Source organism: Virgibacillus indicus, assembly GCF_002266285.1.
Lineage (GTDB): Bacteria > Bacillota > Bacilli > Bacillales > Amphibacillaceae > Virgibacillus_K > Virgibacillus_K indicus.
This window is the reverse complement of the sequence record NZ_NPMS01000003.1, coordinates 105,073-117,849: the sequence shown is the minus strand read 5'-3', so window position 1 is coordinate 117,849 and position 12,777 is coordinate 105,073. Positions and strand designations below refer to the sequence as shown.

Genomic DNA, 12,777 nt, shown 5'->3' with positions numbered 1-12,777 from the left:
TTAAGGCAACCTCCTTATATATTCTTTCGTTTTTTTATATTTAATTTATTTTGTTGCACTCGCTTTTGTTTCAGATGCTGATGAAGCGTTACACAGTAAACTCCAACTATTACCATTATCATACCAGCAATTTGCGTAAAAGTAATGGAAGAACCATATAATACGACAGCAATTAACGCGGTAAAAATTGGAACCAAATTCATGTATATACTTGATTTGCTTGCACCAATCTGCTTTATTCCATGATTCCATAATAAAAATGCAATAACAGAAGAGCAGATAATCATGAACAGCATTTCCGCCCAGGCCTGTACTGACATCCTCAACACCGCATCCCACCGGTTTTCGAATAATGAAATGATTCCAAGCAGAAGTGCTCCGATTAATGTAGTCAGCGTTGTGGTTAGAGCCGGAGATACATCCCGCATTGCGATTTTCCCTAACAGACCATGGGAAACCCAGCAAATCAATCCACCGATAAATAAAAGGTCTCCAGTATTGAACTCAAGCTGAAGAAGTGTGTGAAGACTCCCCTTAGAAATAACTACGATAACCCCGACTAATGATAATACAAGTCCAAGGCCTAATCCTTTATTCCATTTTTCATCTAAAAATATCACAGCCCCCAGCGTTATAAACACTGGGGTTGTTGCAACAATCAGCGAACCGTTTATTGCTGATGTTATATCCAGAGCGATAAAGAAAAAGATGTTATAGCCAAAAATCCCGGTTATCGCCATTAGAACTATTGAAATCCACTGTTTTCTTAATGCCCGAAAATCCAGTTTCCTCTTCCATAGTATGAAAATCAATAAGAGAATGCCGGCTAATCCAAAACGAAGTGCGGCTGCTGTAATCGGTGGTATCTCTGTAATAACATGTTCTGCAGCAACGAATGCCCCACCCCAAAACATCGGGACTAACAATAACCAAAAATACATTGCAGTTGATTGCTTTCTATCCATATCAATTCCTCAACTCATTTCACCTTTCATAATGCAGCATTTTCTTACTAGTTTACCAGCTATGAATAGTTAAGGAAAGAAAACAGAAGTTTGTTTACTCTAATCTTTTTGAGAAAATAGCCGCTTCCTATGCATGATATTAGTAAATGCTGATACCACAGCTGAGTGTATAAGTAAAGTAGTGTTATAATTAATTGATGGATCGGCCATTCGCCGCAAAGAGGAGGGAACGACTTGAAACAACAAGCATTGGAATTTGCAGAGAAAGCTCACGCGGGACAAAAACGAAAAAATTCAGATGCAGCATACATAACACACCCTATACGAGTAGCTGAGCGACTGGAAGCAAATGGATTCAGCGAAGAACTCGTTTGTGCAGGTTATTTGCATGATACTGTTGAAGACACATTGATTGAAATAGAGGACATCGAAGGGGCATTTGGCCCAAGAGTTGCCGAACTTGTTGCTGCACATACCGAGGATAAGTCAAAATCATGGCAGGAGCGCAAACAGCATACAATTGATACGATCAGAAATGCTGAAAAAGAGCTGAAATATTTGATAGTTGCTGATAAGCTGGATAACTTATTGGGATTGGAAGAGGATTTGAAGCAGCAAGGCAGCGTTGTATGGAATAAGTTTAATGCCGGAGCAGATAAACAAAAATGGTATAACCAATCCATTGCTGGGAATATGTATGTTGGACTGGATAATGAGGATATTCCAGGTTATTTCCGGGAGTTTGAAGACGCTGTGAAGCGGGTTTTTGGTTCATAACCAAGATAGGCCAGACTTGCCGGTTGCTGTTGGCAGGTCTGACCCAAATAGGACAGTGTAATTCATCTTACATTACGTTTTTTATATTTACTCTTTAAACTCTTAGAAACCTTTTTCCATTTATTTTTTTCTTCAAGCTTTGCTTTTTGATCCTGCCTTCTTTTTTCATAAGCAAGTTCACGTTGCAGCTTTAAATAGCTTTTAAAACGTTCTTCTGATAATTCACCATCTACCAAAGCCTGATTTACACGACAGCCTGGTTCTGAATCATGTCCGCAATCCGTGAAGCGGCATTGCTCTGCTAAGGACTCAACATCCTGGAAGGCAGTATCCATTGCTGATTCACCTTCCCAAAGCTGCAGTTCTCTCATCCCTGGTGTATCAATTAATAATGCACCATTTGGCAGAATAAACATTTCACGGTGTGTTGTTGTATGCCGGCCCCTGCTGTCGTCCTCGCGAATATCTTTTGTTTCTTGAACCTTCTTATCAAAAAGCGTATTAACCATTGTAGATTTACCCACTCCGGATGACCCAAGCAGTGCCACTGTTTTTTCAGGTAACAGATGACCATTTAATTCATCAAATCCATCCCCTGTTATATTACTTACAGCAATTATCGGGACACCAATTGCCACTTCCTCTACCTGAGAAATGGCTTTCTCAACTTCATCTGATGTACACTCATCCTTTTTAGTTAATACAACAACAGGTACTGCTCCACTTTCATATGTCGATAAAATGTACCGCTCAATTCTGCGTACATTCAAGTCATAATTCAGTGAATTGACAATAAAAACGGTATCTATATTAGATGCTACGATTTGGGCGTCTGTCCTCGTTCCGGCAGCCTGGCGCACAAACTGGCTTTTACGGGGCAGCACCTGTTTAATTACTGCCTTTTGTTCATCCTGCAGCTTCTGCACCTCTACCCAATCACCTACTGCCGGAAAATCAAGTGAGGTCATTGCTTGGTTCAGGAACTTCCCACTCAAATGGGCCAAATATTCTTCAACGCCATCTGCTATTCGATAGCTGTTTTTTTGAACCGTAATAACACGTGCTGCGTTTTCTTTTTCAATTTGGATGGAGTCGTCCCATCCAAGCTTTTCAATATAATCCAATACTATTTTCCTCCTAGTTTTTGGAGGAAAAGTCAACGTTAAACCGACTGTTCCTCCATTTTGATTCCAGTGCTTTGGTTAAATAAAATTTGATTAAATACAGTCATACTGCACCACTCCTTCCAAAATGAATGAACTTCAGTTATAGTTTACTACAATTCATATAGCAGATACCATCTTTTTTTGATATTTTAGAAAATAACTCGTGAGAATTGCACATAAAAATTAAAAAAGGTAGTATTAAAAAATAGAAACTTTATCTTAAGTGGAGGGGAAAAAATGGCAGGAAAAATAAGAATCGGTATTGTAGGATATGGAAATTTAGGCAGAGGTACCGAGGCGGCTGTTATGCAGCAATCTGATATGGAGCTTGTTGCTGTTTTCACACGAAGGAATCCTGACAGTGTACAGGTAATCAATGAAGGTGTAAAGGTAGTACATACTGATGAGGCGAAAAATTATACTGATAAGATAGATGTAATGATTTTATGCGGCGGTTCTGCTACGGACCTCCCGGAACAGGTCCCTCATTTTGCTAAAATGTTTAATACAATAGACAGCTACGACACCCATGCAAAAATTCCTGAGTACTTCGCTTCTGTTGACAAGGTCGCACAGGAAAGTGGAAAAACAAATATTATTTCAGTCGGCTGGGATCCAGGGATGTTTTCCATCAATCGGGTAATGTCTGAGGCACTTTTGACTGAAGGTGAAACCTACACATTTTGGGGCAAAGGATTAAGCCAAGGCCATTCGGATGCGGTAAGAAGAGTGGAAGGTGTTAAAAATGGTGTTCAATATACAATCCCTTCCGAAAAAGTGATTGAGCAGGTAAGAAATGGCGAAAATCCAGCAGTATCCAAGAATGACCGCCATGTCCGTGAATGCTATATTGTTGCAGAAGATGGTGCAGATCAGCAGAAAATTGAACAGGAAATAAAAACAATGCCTAATTACTTCGCAGATTATGAAACAACAGTTCATTTTATTTCAGATGAGGAATTGAAACAAAACCACTCCGCTATGCCACATGGTGGATTTGTCATTCGCAGTGGTAAAACTGGAGAAGGCAATAATCAGATTGTTGAATACAGTTTAAAACTGGACAGTAACCCCGAGTTTACTGCTAGTGTACTGACAGCCTATGCACGTGCTGCTCACAGATTAAATAAAGAAGGACAAAAAGGTGCAAAAACTGTTTATGATGTTGCACCAGGATATATTTCACCGAAGTCAGCTGCAGAACTGCGCAGAGATTATTTATAATAAATCAAGGAATCCCGTGTTTGTAAGGATTCCTTGTTTTTATATTATCACTCTTTTGTAAAATAATGCAGCCTGTGCTCTACCTGGAATCCTGCCGATTGGTACAATTTAATCGCACCTGGATTATCATCCGCTACACACAATGTAATTGTATTAATCGAACCAAAGCTAAACAGCCATTTCACAGCTGCAGTTAAAAGTTTCCTTCCATAGCCTCCCCCACGCATCAAAGGATCAACTGCTATAAATTCTATGGAAGCATCACCAAACTCTGGATCTGCTTCTGCATAAACATAGCCTGCCAGTCTTCCTGAATCTTTCATTACAAACACCTTTTGCGTATCGTTTATTCTCTCAATTATTTCCTGTCCATCATAATAAGTGTCCGGGAAAGCAATATCATGCAAGGATTTAAATAGCTTATGATCTGCTTCCATCAACTCTTCATGCTGACCATCATAAGTCAGAGCCTGAGACTCAGTGATTGAGAGAATGATTTGATCTGTTTGTTGTTCAAATTGAAGTATCTCCGCAAATGAGCTTACAAGTTTATTTTCGAGATTCGGAAAAAGAATGAAGTGTTTAACAGCACCTGGCAATAACTCCAGAAGCTTCTCCCACATTTTTAGTGCGACATCAACAGCCTGTGATTCGTCAACAAAGGGGCCCCAAACTTCAGCACTTCCATCCCCCAGGTCAACATCTGCACCAATTAATCCAACTAATTCTCCATTTACAGTTGCACCTATAAAGCTATCTTTGTAAGTAATGTCCTCCAAATCTTCCTGAATCGATTTGGAGATTTCCTGTATATCTGTACCACAAAATCCAATATGATGTGTTTTCTTCTGGTTTAATCTTGAAATGAAATTTGCTGCATTTGTTATCGCGAGGTCTTTTCCGCTTATTAGTTTAAACATATTCTGCTCCTCTCAGGTTTTTATAATTGCTTAGATCTCTATCCACTTCTCCCGGATAAACGTATAATTCCCTTCATATCTTTTTAGAGTCTTACCTGAAAGCAGATACGTAACAGGGAAAATTCTGTCCAGGAAATACCGGTCATGGGAAACAGTTATAATTGTTCCGTCAAATTGTTCCAATGCCTCTTCCAGAACTTCTTTAGACTCAATATCTAAATGGTTGGTAGGTTCATCTAGGACTAATAGATTATGGTTCTGATGAACAAGTTCTGCCAATCGCAAACGCATCCGCTCTCCACCACTTATACTGCTAACCTTCTGAAAGACGGAACTCCCATAAAAAAGAAACTTAGCTAAAATTCCTCTTGCATCCCCTTCAGTAACATGTACATACTTCCTGAATTCATCCAGAACAGTTTGATCACCATCCATCTCCAGCATATGCTGGGAAAGAAATCCAATCGACAGGCCGCTCCCCAGCTTTACTATTCCTTGATCTTCCGTTACCGTCCCTAATATCATTTTTAATATCGTCGACTTACCAGTGCCATTTTCACCAATGATCGCAATCCGTTCTTGAAATCTAACATGTAAATTCAAATGATCAAACAACTTTTTATCCTTGTATTGCTTACTGACCTCTTCCATTATAACGACATCTTTCCCACTGCGTTTGTTCATATGAAAGTCGAGGCTGATCTTTTTTTGTTCCAGAATTGGCCTCTTTAATGTCTCTATTCTGGCTAAAGCCTTTTCCATACTTTTCGCACGTCGGTGTAATCCATCATTTGGGGGATTTGCCTGGTTCGCCCACTCTTTTAACCGTTTGATAGTTTCTTTCATTTTTTTAATCTTCTTTTGCTGATCCTGATATTGCTGAAACTCCTGAAGCAATCGTTCTTCCCGTTCTTTTACATAATTCGTATAGTTTGTATGGTATCTAATTAATTCACCTTGATCTATTTCTGCAATTGATGAAACTGTTTCGTCTAAAAAATAGCGATCATGTGAAACGATAACTACTGTTCCATCATACTGATTTATGAAATTTGTCAGCCATTCTATTGCCAGAAAGTCTAAATGATTTGTCGGTTCATCAAGCAATAATAAATCCGGCGCTTTCAATAACAGTCTTGCCAGGCCAACCTTTGTCCGTTCGCCACCACTTAATTGCTGCCATTTTTTAAGCGCCAATTCCTCCATCTGCAAACCGCTCATGATCCTTCTTACCTGTGCATCGATTTCATAGCCGCCATCCTTTTGAAACTTTTCCTGCAAGTCACCATATTTTTCTATATACCTGCTTAGTTTCTCCGGATTTGTCTCGCTTGCCATTCTCCTTTCCAAGTCTGTCATTTTTACCCGCAAATAATTTAATAAAGTAAAAACATCAAAAAGTAATGCCTCCACTATTTTTTCATCTTCAACATCTGGGCTTTGTTCAAGCAATCCAGTGGTCAATCCTTTTTTCCAAGTAACCTTTCCTGCTGAAGGTTCCGTTTTTCCTGCTATTAAATCTAGCAGGCTTGATTTTCCTTCACCATTTCTTCCAATTAAACCAATTCGTTCGCCATGTTTAATTTCACAAGTAATATCATTAAAAATTGTATTTGCACCAAAGGTTTGTGCAACATTCTGTATACTGCATATAATCATTTTCCTCTTCCTCCGATATAGAAGAGACCATCTTTCCTTTCAGTGCATAAAAAAAGACGCCAAGAGATAAACCCCTGACGTCCACTATTAGAAAACTTGGCATTCGCCAGGCCTTTGGGCGATGCCTTAGTTGCACTTATGCAGAAAGAAATATGGATATACTTTCTTTACTGCAAAATATATTCCGATAGCAGGCAGATGTCTCTTACTGGTATTTTTCCATTAATTTGTATTAAAAAAGGGCAGACTTCCCCCTTGGACAAAAATAGTGGAAAAAATCGCATAACGAATACAGAGATATTCTCTGAATTTTGTCATGCTACCAGTATGATTCATCTAACCCACCTCCTCATTTCAATTAATTTTATTTTATTGGAATTTAGAGATATAGTCAATATCCAGAATTATATTATTTTCAGTTTTTACAAAAATAAAAAAATAGTTCTTAATTCTTACAAATATATGCCGATATAAGAAAAAAGACTTTCTATTTCGGGGGATACATATGAGAAAAAATAAAATAAAAAAACTGAAAAGCCGGAAAGCTTTATTCAGCTGGAGAAATATTAGGATAGGTCCGAAATATTTAACAGGATTTTTTGCTTCAGCCGTACTTATAATAATTGCAACTGTTGTCGTATTTCTTCAATTAAATGCGGGTCAAAAAGGAATAGACGCTGTCGAGCAGCAAAGCAAGCGCTTCAGTGATATGGCGGAACTTGCTTCAATCGTTCAAATAAAAGATGTCCAAATTGCCGATTATCTGCTGACAGGCAGCACAAGATATGTGGATGCATTTACCGAATATCAGCAAGAATTTGATGCGTTGACAGAAAAACTGGCATCAACTATGAATTCAGAAAAGCAAACATCATTATTTAATACGATTATCGAAAATGACAACAAGACAAATGATCTATTTTTTGGCGAAATTAGTGAAGCAGTTGAAAGTGATCAGCAGTATATGGCTGCTTCCATAAGAAATCGTTCTTCTGAATTAAGATCTGAGACTGTAGGATTTGTAAATGAATTAATGCAGGTTATTAGAAATGAACAAGCGGATACCGTACAAAACTCAAAAAGCAGTATAAATTCTAGTATAATTATTTTAACTATAGCCAACATTTCTGCTATTATAATTGGGATCATACTTATGATTTTAATCAGCCTGAGAATTTCATCAGGGTTAAAAAATATAGTAAACACAACATCACAACTGGCTGAAGGAAATTTAAAGGTTAAATCTGTAAACTATGAAGGAAGAGATGAGATTGGCCAATTAGCATCTGCTGTTAACCAGATGAAGGATAATATTCATGGTGTTCTTTATAAAGTCGCCTCTGCTTCAACTTCTGTACAGAAGAAAAGTGATGAATTAAAACAATCAGCAAATGAAGTAAAAGAAGGTAATGAACAAATAGCAACGACGATGGAGGAAATTTCTACAGGCGCGGAAACTCAAGCCAATAGTGCTTCTGACCTTGCTGAAAGTATGAATGATTTTGTACAAAAAGTTCGAACTTCGGAACAAAATGGTCAGGTAGTTTCCGTTAGCTCAGATGCGGTTCTTTCTTTAACTGCTGATGGTACAGAGCTTATGAAAAAATCAGTAGACCAAATGAAGCGAATTGATTCGATTGTTGCTGAATCCGTACAAAAAGTTCAAGGATTGGATAAACAATCGGCAGAAATTTCCAAACTAGTACTTGTTATCAAAGATATTGCCGATCAAACAAATTTATTATCATTAAATGCCGCAATTGAAGCAGCAAGAGCCGGTGAACATGGAAGAGGATTTGCCGTTGTAGCTGACGAAGTAAGAAAGCTTTCTGATCAGGTAGCATCTTCCGTTGGAGAAATTACTTCTATTGTAAAAAATATTCAGTCCGAAACAGATCAGGTGGTTGGTACCTTAAACAAAGGCTATAGTGAGGTTCATGCAGGGACTACCCAGATCGAGGAGACAGGAAGAAGCTTTGAAACAATAAATGATTCTGTTACAGAAATGATTAATAAAATTACTTTAATCTCAACAAATCTTAAGGATATCACTGAAAATAGTGTGAATATGAATAATCTGATTGAAGAAATTGCTTCTGTATCAGAGGAATCTGCTGCTGGGGTTGAACAAGCCGCTGCTTCTGCACAGCAAACCTCAAGCTCCATGGAGGAAGTTTCCTACAGTGCGGATGATCTCGCAAAACTAGCTGAACAGCTGCATGAGGAACTAAAAGCATTTAAGTTTGTATAGAACAGTGAAAAGCAGCTGCCGGATTTGAGCCGGCAGCTACTTTTCTTTATGCTGCAGATTTCTCAACAATTTCATTGGTTTCCAGGATGTAAATAGCAATTCCTGATATGATCATTAACCATGCCTGTCGCCTGCATAAATGCATAACAAATCGTCGGTCCGACAAATTTAAATCCTCTTCTTTTCAAGTCTTTGCTCATTTGCTCTGATTCTTTTGTGGCGGCAGGTACTTCTGCGTGTGTTTTCCAATCATTTACAATTGGTTTTCCATCAACAAATTGCCAGATATATGAATCAAAACTGCCGTATTTTTCCTTCACCTGTAAAAAGGCTTCAGCATTCGTGATGACCGAACGAATTTTAAGCCTGTTTCGGATAATACCTTCATTTTGAATCAGTTCTTCAAATTTCTCCTCATCATATTTATAGATGATTCCAGGATCAAAACCATCAAAGGCTTTCCGGTAATTATTTCTTCTTTTAAGAATTGTAATCCAGCTTAACCCTGCTTGGGCGCCTTCCAGTGACAGCATCTCAAACAGTTTTCGGTCATCATGGGTCGGTCTTCCCCATTCATTATCATGGTAATCAATATAAATTGGATCCCCTGTGACCCATTCACAACGCTTTTGATTCATTCTACTCTTCCTTTGTCTCTACTTTATTATCTTCATAAGAAATCCAATCACTAAAACTGCCTGGATACAGCTTTACATTTGAATAACCTAATGATTTTAATGCAAGGATATTCGGGCAAGCGGATACACCCGATCCACAGGAAACAATGATTTCTTTGTCCTTTGGCAGGGATGAGAAATTTTCCTCGAGTTCTTCTTTTTTCTTCCAATTGCCATCACTAGTTAGGACATCCTTCCAAAAGAAGTTTTTTGCACCAGGGATATGCCCTGATTTTCCATACAAAGGTTCTGTTTTTCCAAAGTACCTTTCTTTCGCTCTGGAATCAATTAAAAGTGCTTGTTCTTCACCAAGCTTTTCCTTCAATTCTTCAATGTCCACGATATTGTCTTCGTGAAACTCAGCCCTGAATTCCTTAGCCTCAAGCTCCGGAATTTCATCTGTGGCTTTGTTTCCTTCTTCAACCCAGCGATTGTAACCGCCGTCTAATACATATACTTTTTCGTGCCCCAGACTATCGAGCAGCCACCACAGGCGGGCAGAAAACATGTCATTGGCCTGATCGTAAATAACTACTGTCGTATCATGGTCAATGCCGATTTTCCCCATCTTCGCCGTGAACATTTTCATATCCGGAAGTGGGTGGTTTCCCCCATGCTTTCCTGGGGGACCGGATAAATCCTTGTTCAAATCCATATAGACTGCTCCGGGTATATGATTATCTAAATACGCTTTTCTTCCAGCATCCGGATCATTTAATTGAAACCTTACATCCACGATCACTGTATTATTTTGATTATTTTCCAGCCTTTTTTTAAATCGGTTAACACTAATTAAGTAAGTCATTCTTACGCCTCCAGTAATTTGCTCATAAAATATTCATCATAGTATCTCTCATACATATACAGGGAATTTCTTTTCACACCTTCTATTTCAAAACCTGCTTTTTCATATAATTTAACACCTGCAATATTTTCAGTAATTACTGTTAATTCTAAACGATGTATATGTTGTTTTAAAGCCCAACACTCGAGTTTTTCAAATAACCCTGTGCCAATACCCTGCCTTTGAAATGAAGCTAGTATTCCAATTACGATGTAAGCACTATGCCTATTTTTAATTGCTGTTCCACCGATTGCATAAAGATAGCCGGCCAAGTGATTATCTATCTCTGCAACCAAAACTGCAGAGTTTCGCTGACCAGTTAGTTCTTCAATCATTTTCTTCATACTTTCAGGAGTTGGATTTCTCTCCCCTGCCCCATAAAGCATGTAATTACTTTCACTCTCCACTTTCTTCATTAATTGTGCTAAATCACCGGCATCCTCCAGATCTGCTTCTCTAAACAAAATAATCACTCCTTCCATATATATTCGATACGTACATTCTAATTCCTTTTCTAAAATTTTTCGTATCCCGATATATTTGTAGTAAAATAAAGTTAAAAACATAGGAGATGATGACGACAATGAAAGAAGACATAATCAGACGCTTTACTACATACGCAAAAATAGATACACAATCCAGTGAGGCCAGTGAATCAACACCATCAACCCCCGGTCAGTTTGAACTGGCAAATTTACTTATTGATGAATTAAAGAAAATCGGGCTGGATGATGCTGCAGCTGATGACAATGGATACGTTATGGCAACACTTCCGGCAAATACAGACAAGGACGTTCCAACAATTGGATTTCTGGCACATGTGGATACAGCCACCGATTTCACCGGTAAAAATGTTAATCCGCAAATAATCAAAAATTTTGATGGAAATGATCTTGTTCTGAATAAAGAGTTGAACGTGATATTGTCTGCAAAGGATTTCCCTGAGCTTCCAGGCTACAAAGGTCACACCTTGATTACCACAGATGGGACAACATTGCTTGGTGCAGACAACAAAGCTGGAATCGCAGAAATTATGACGGCAATGGATTATTTAATCAAACATCCTGAAATCAAGCATGGAAGAATTCGTGTGGCTTTTACTCCTGATGAGGAAATTGGCCGTGGTCCACATAAGTTTGATGTAGACCGGTTTGATGCCTCCTATGCTTATACGGTTGATGGTGGTCCGCTGGGTGAATTACAATATGAGAGCTTTAACGCTGCAGCCGCCAAGGTCATTTTCAAAGGAAATAGTGTTCACCCAGGAACTGCAAAAAATAAAATGGTTAATTCAGGGAAAATGGCTGCAGAATTTATTAATAAATTTCCGAAACAGGAAACACCTGAGCACACGGAAAAGTATGAAGGATTTTACCATTTAATTTCAGTTAACGGAGATGTGGAAAGAACAGAAACAACGTACATTATTCGGGACTTTGACAAAGAAAGCTTCAAGAAGCGAAAACAAACAATCGAAAAATTCACAGCAGAAATGAAAGAAGCCTACGGCGAGGACAGTGTCGAACTGGAAATGGCAGATCAATACTATAATATGAAAGAGAAAATTGAACCTGTTAAGGAGATTGTTGATATTGCCCATCAAGCAATGAAAAATCTTGATATCAAACCAGATGTAAAACCTGTACGCGGCGGAACCGACGGATCCCAGCTTTCTTACATGGGACTTCCAACACCGAATATTTTTACAGGCGGAGAAAACTTCCACGGTAAATTTGAATATATTTCCGTTGATAATATGGAGAAAGCTGCAAATGTGATTGTGGAAATTTGCAGGTTATTTGAGCAAAAGTAAAATCGCTCTAAAGGCTATCTTTTTGGAAAGTATCCTAAAGAAGACTATGGGATTAAAGTAAAGTTTGATCAAAAATGGATTCTTTACAGTTAGATTAAAGTTCCATTTTTGATCATTTTTCTATCTATGGTTTTCATTATCATGACCTATTCCTGAATAGAATTCGTTATGTTTTTTCCTTAACAATTTGAAAAGTCACGCCGAATTGATCCGTTCAATTTCCGAATGCTGGGCTAAAAGAAGTTTCCCCCAATGTTTGATTTACTTTACCGCCTTCTTGTAAATCATCAACTTTTAACAAAGCGTGCGCCACATGTTCCGCTATTACATTCTTAAGTTCACTTTACCATAAAACTATGGAAGAGAATTCCTCTAGCAGTTATCTTGAATATTGACGCAACATTAGATTCACCTTCAAAAGGGCAACATTATTCCGTTGCCAATATAAGAGACGCGCTTATTCAAACTGTATGCCAGATAC

The 12,777-nt window shown here is 38.3% G+C and carries 12 protein-coding genes; 4 read left to right on the top strand and 8 right to left on the bottom strand.

From position 1 onward, the window contains the following. Nucleotides 1-14 precede the first annotated feature (14 nt). Nucleotides 15-965: a DMT family transporter gene (locus CIL03_RS08145; protein WP_094885339.1), complete on the bottom strand. Its 951-nt coding sequence runs from the start codon at nt 963-965 to the stop codon at nt 15-17. Between the two features lie 234 nt (nt 966-1,199). On the opposite strand from CIL03_RS08145, the gene CIL03_RS08140 reads away from it, so the two are divergent. Next, a complete protein-coding gene (locus CIL03_RS08140; protein WP_094885338.1) occupies nt 1,200-1,742 on the top strand; it encodes an HD domain-containing protein in 543 nt (180 codons plus the stop codon). A 62-nt stretch (nt 1,743-1,804) separates the two neighbouring features. Here the strand turns inward: CIL03_RS08140 and rsgA are convergent, their stop codons facing one another. Continuing rightward, nucleotides 1,805-2,866, bottom strand: a complete 1,062-nt coding sequence (gene rsgA / locus CIL03_RS08135; RefSeq protein WP_094885337.1) for a ribosome small subunit-dependent GTPase A — start codon at nt 2,864-2,866, stop codon at nt 1,805-1,807. A gap of 279 nt (nt 2,867-3,145) precedes the next feature. On the opposite strand from rsgA, the gene CIL03_RS08130 reads away from it, so the two are divergent. Then, nucleotides 3,146-4,132, top strand: a complete 987-nt coding sequence (locus CIL03_RS08130; protein WP_094885336.1) for a diaminopimelate dehydrogenase — start codon at nt 3,146-3,148, stop codon at nt 4,130-4,132. A gap of 47 nt (nt 4,133-4,179) precedes the next feature. Here the strand turns inward: CIL03_RS08130 and CIL03_RS08125 are convergent, their stop codons facing one another. From CIL03_RS08125 to CIL03_RS20370, 3 genes are all read right to left on the bottom strand, one after another. Further along, the gene (locus CIL03_RS08125; protein WP_094885335.1) at nt 4,180-5,052 is read right to left on the bottom strand and encodes a GNAT family N-acetyltransferase; all 873 of its coding nucleotides are present in this window, start codon (nt 5,050-5,052) and stop codon (nt 4,180-4,182) included. 30 nt (nt 5,053-5,082) lie between these two features. Next, the gene (gene abc-f, locus CIL03_RS08120; RefSeq protein ID WP_094885334.1) at nt 5,083-6,711 is read right to left on the bottom strand and encodes a ribosomal protection-like ABC-F family protein; all 1,629 of its coding nucleotides are present in this window, start codon (nt 6,709-6,711) and stop codon (nt 5,083-5,085) included. 222 nt (nt 6,712-6,933) lie between these two features. Continuing rightward, on the bottom strand, nt 6,934-7,029 hold the full coding sequence (locus CIL03_RS20370; RefSeq protein ID WP_420855401.1) for an RAxF-45 family protein: 96 nt from the start codon (nt 7,027-7,029) through the stop codon (nt 6,934-6,936). A gap of 187 nt (nt 7,030-7,216) precedes the next feature. Between CIL03_RS20370 and CIL03_RS08115 the strand changes: the two genes are divergently transcribed. Then, on the top strand, nt 7,217-8,962 hold the full coding sequence (locus tag CIL03_RS08115) for a methyl-accepting chemotaxis protein (RefSeq protein WP_094885333.1): 1,746 nt from the start codon (nt 7,217-7,219) through the stop codon (nt 8,960-8,962). A gap of 71 nt (nt 8,963-9,033) precedes the next feature. Here CIL03_RS08115 and CIL03_RS08110 read toward each other — a convergent pair whose 3' ends face one another. From CIL03_RS08110 to CIL03_RS08100, 3 genes are read right to left on the bottom strand one after another with little or no spacing between them, the layout of a single operon-like run. After that, nucleotides 9,034-9,600 (bottom strand): DNA-3-methyladenine glycosylase I, encoded by a 567-nt coding sequence (locus tag CIL03_RS08110; protein WP_094885332.1) that lies wholly within the window; start codon nt 9,598-9,600, stop codon nt 9,034-9,036. 1 nt (nt 9,601) lies between these two features. Further along, on the bottom strand, nt 9,602-10,444 hold the full coding sequence (locus tag CIL03_RS08105) for a sulfurtransferase (protein WP_094885331.1): 843 nt from the start codon (nt 10,442-10,444) through the stop codon (nt 9,602-9,604). Between the two features lie 2 nt (nt 10,445-10,446). Beyond that, nucleotides 10,447-10,956: a GNAT family N-acetyltransferase gene (locus CIL03_RS08100; protein WP_338061884.1), complete on the bottom strand. Its 510-nt coding sequence runs from the start codon at nt 10,954-10,956 to the stop codon at nt 10,447-10,449. A gap of 110 nt (nt 10,957-11,066) precedes the next feature. Between CIL03_RS08100 and pepT the strand changes: the two genes are divergently transcribed. Further along, nucleotides 11,067-12,296: a peptidase T gene (gene pepT / locus CIL03_RS08095; RefSeq protein ID WP_094885329.1), complete on the top strand. Its 1,230-nt coding sequence runs from the start codon at nt 11,067-11,069 to the stop codon at nt 12,294-12,296. The last annotated feature ends 481 nt before the right edge of the window (nt 12,297-12,777 follow it).

Coding starts and splice junctions, on each gene's coding strand:
- CIL03_RS08145 (WP_094885339.1), bottom strand. CDS start 965: ATGGATAGAAAGCAATCAACTGCAATGTATTTTTGGTTATTGTTAGTC.
- CIL03_RS08130 (WP_094885336.1), top strand. CDS start 3,146: ATGGCAGGAAAAATAAGAATCGGTATTGTAGGATATGGAAATTTAGGC.
- CIL03_RS08125 (WP_094885335.1), bottom strand. CDS start 5,052: ATGTTTAAACTAATAAGCGGAAAAGACCTCGCGATAACAAATGCAGCA.
- abc-f (WP_094885334.1), bottom strand. CDS start 6,711: ATGATTATATGCAGTATACAGAATGTTGCACAAACCTTTGGTGCAAAT.
- CIL03_RS20370 (WP_420855401.1), bottom strand. CDS start 7,029: ATGACAAAATTCAGAGAATATCTCTGTATTCGTTATGCGATTTTTTCC.
- CIL03_RS08115 (WP_094885333.1), top strand. CDS start 7,217: ATGAGAAAAAATAAAATAAAAAAACTGAAAAGCCGGAAAGCTTTATTC.
- CIL03_RS08110 (WP_094885332.1), bottom strand. CDS start 9,600: ATGAATCAAAAGCGTTGTGAATGGGTCACAGGGGATCCAATTTATATT.
- CIL03_RS08105 (WP_094885331.1), bottom strand. CDS start 10,444: ATGACTTACTTAATTAGTGTTAACCGATTTAAAAAAAGGCTGGAAAAT.
- pepT (WP_094885329.1), top strand. CDS start 11,067: ATGAAAGAAGACATAATCAGACGCTTTACTACATACGCAAAAATAGAT.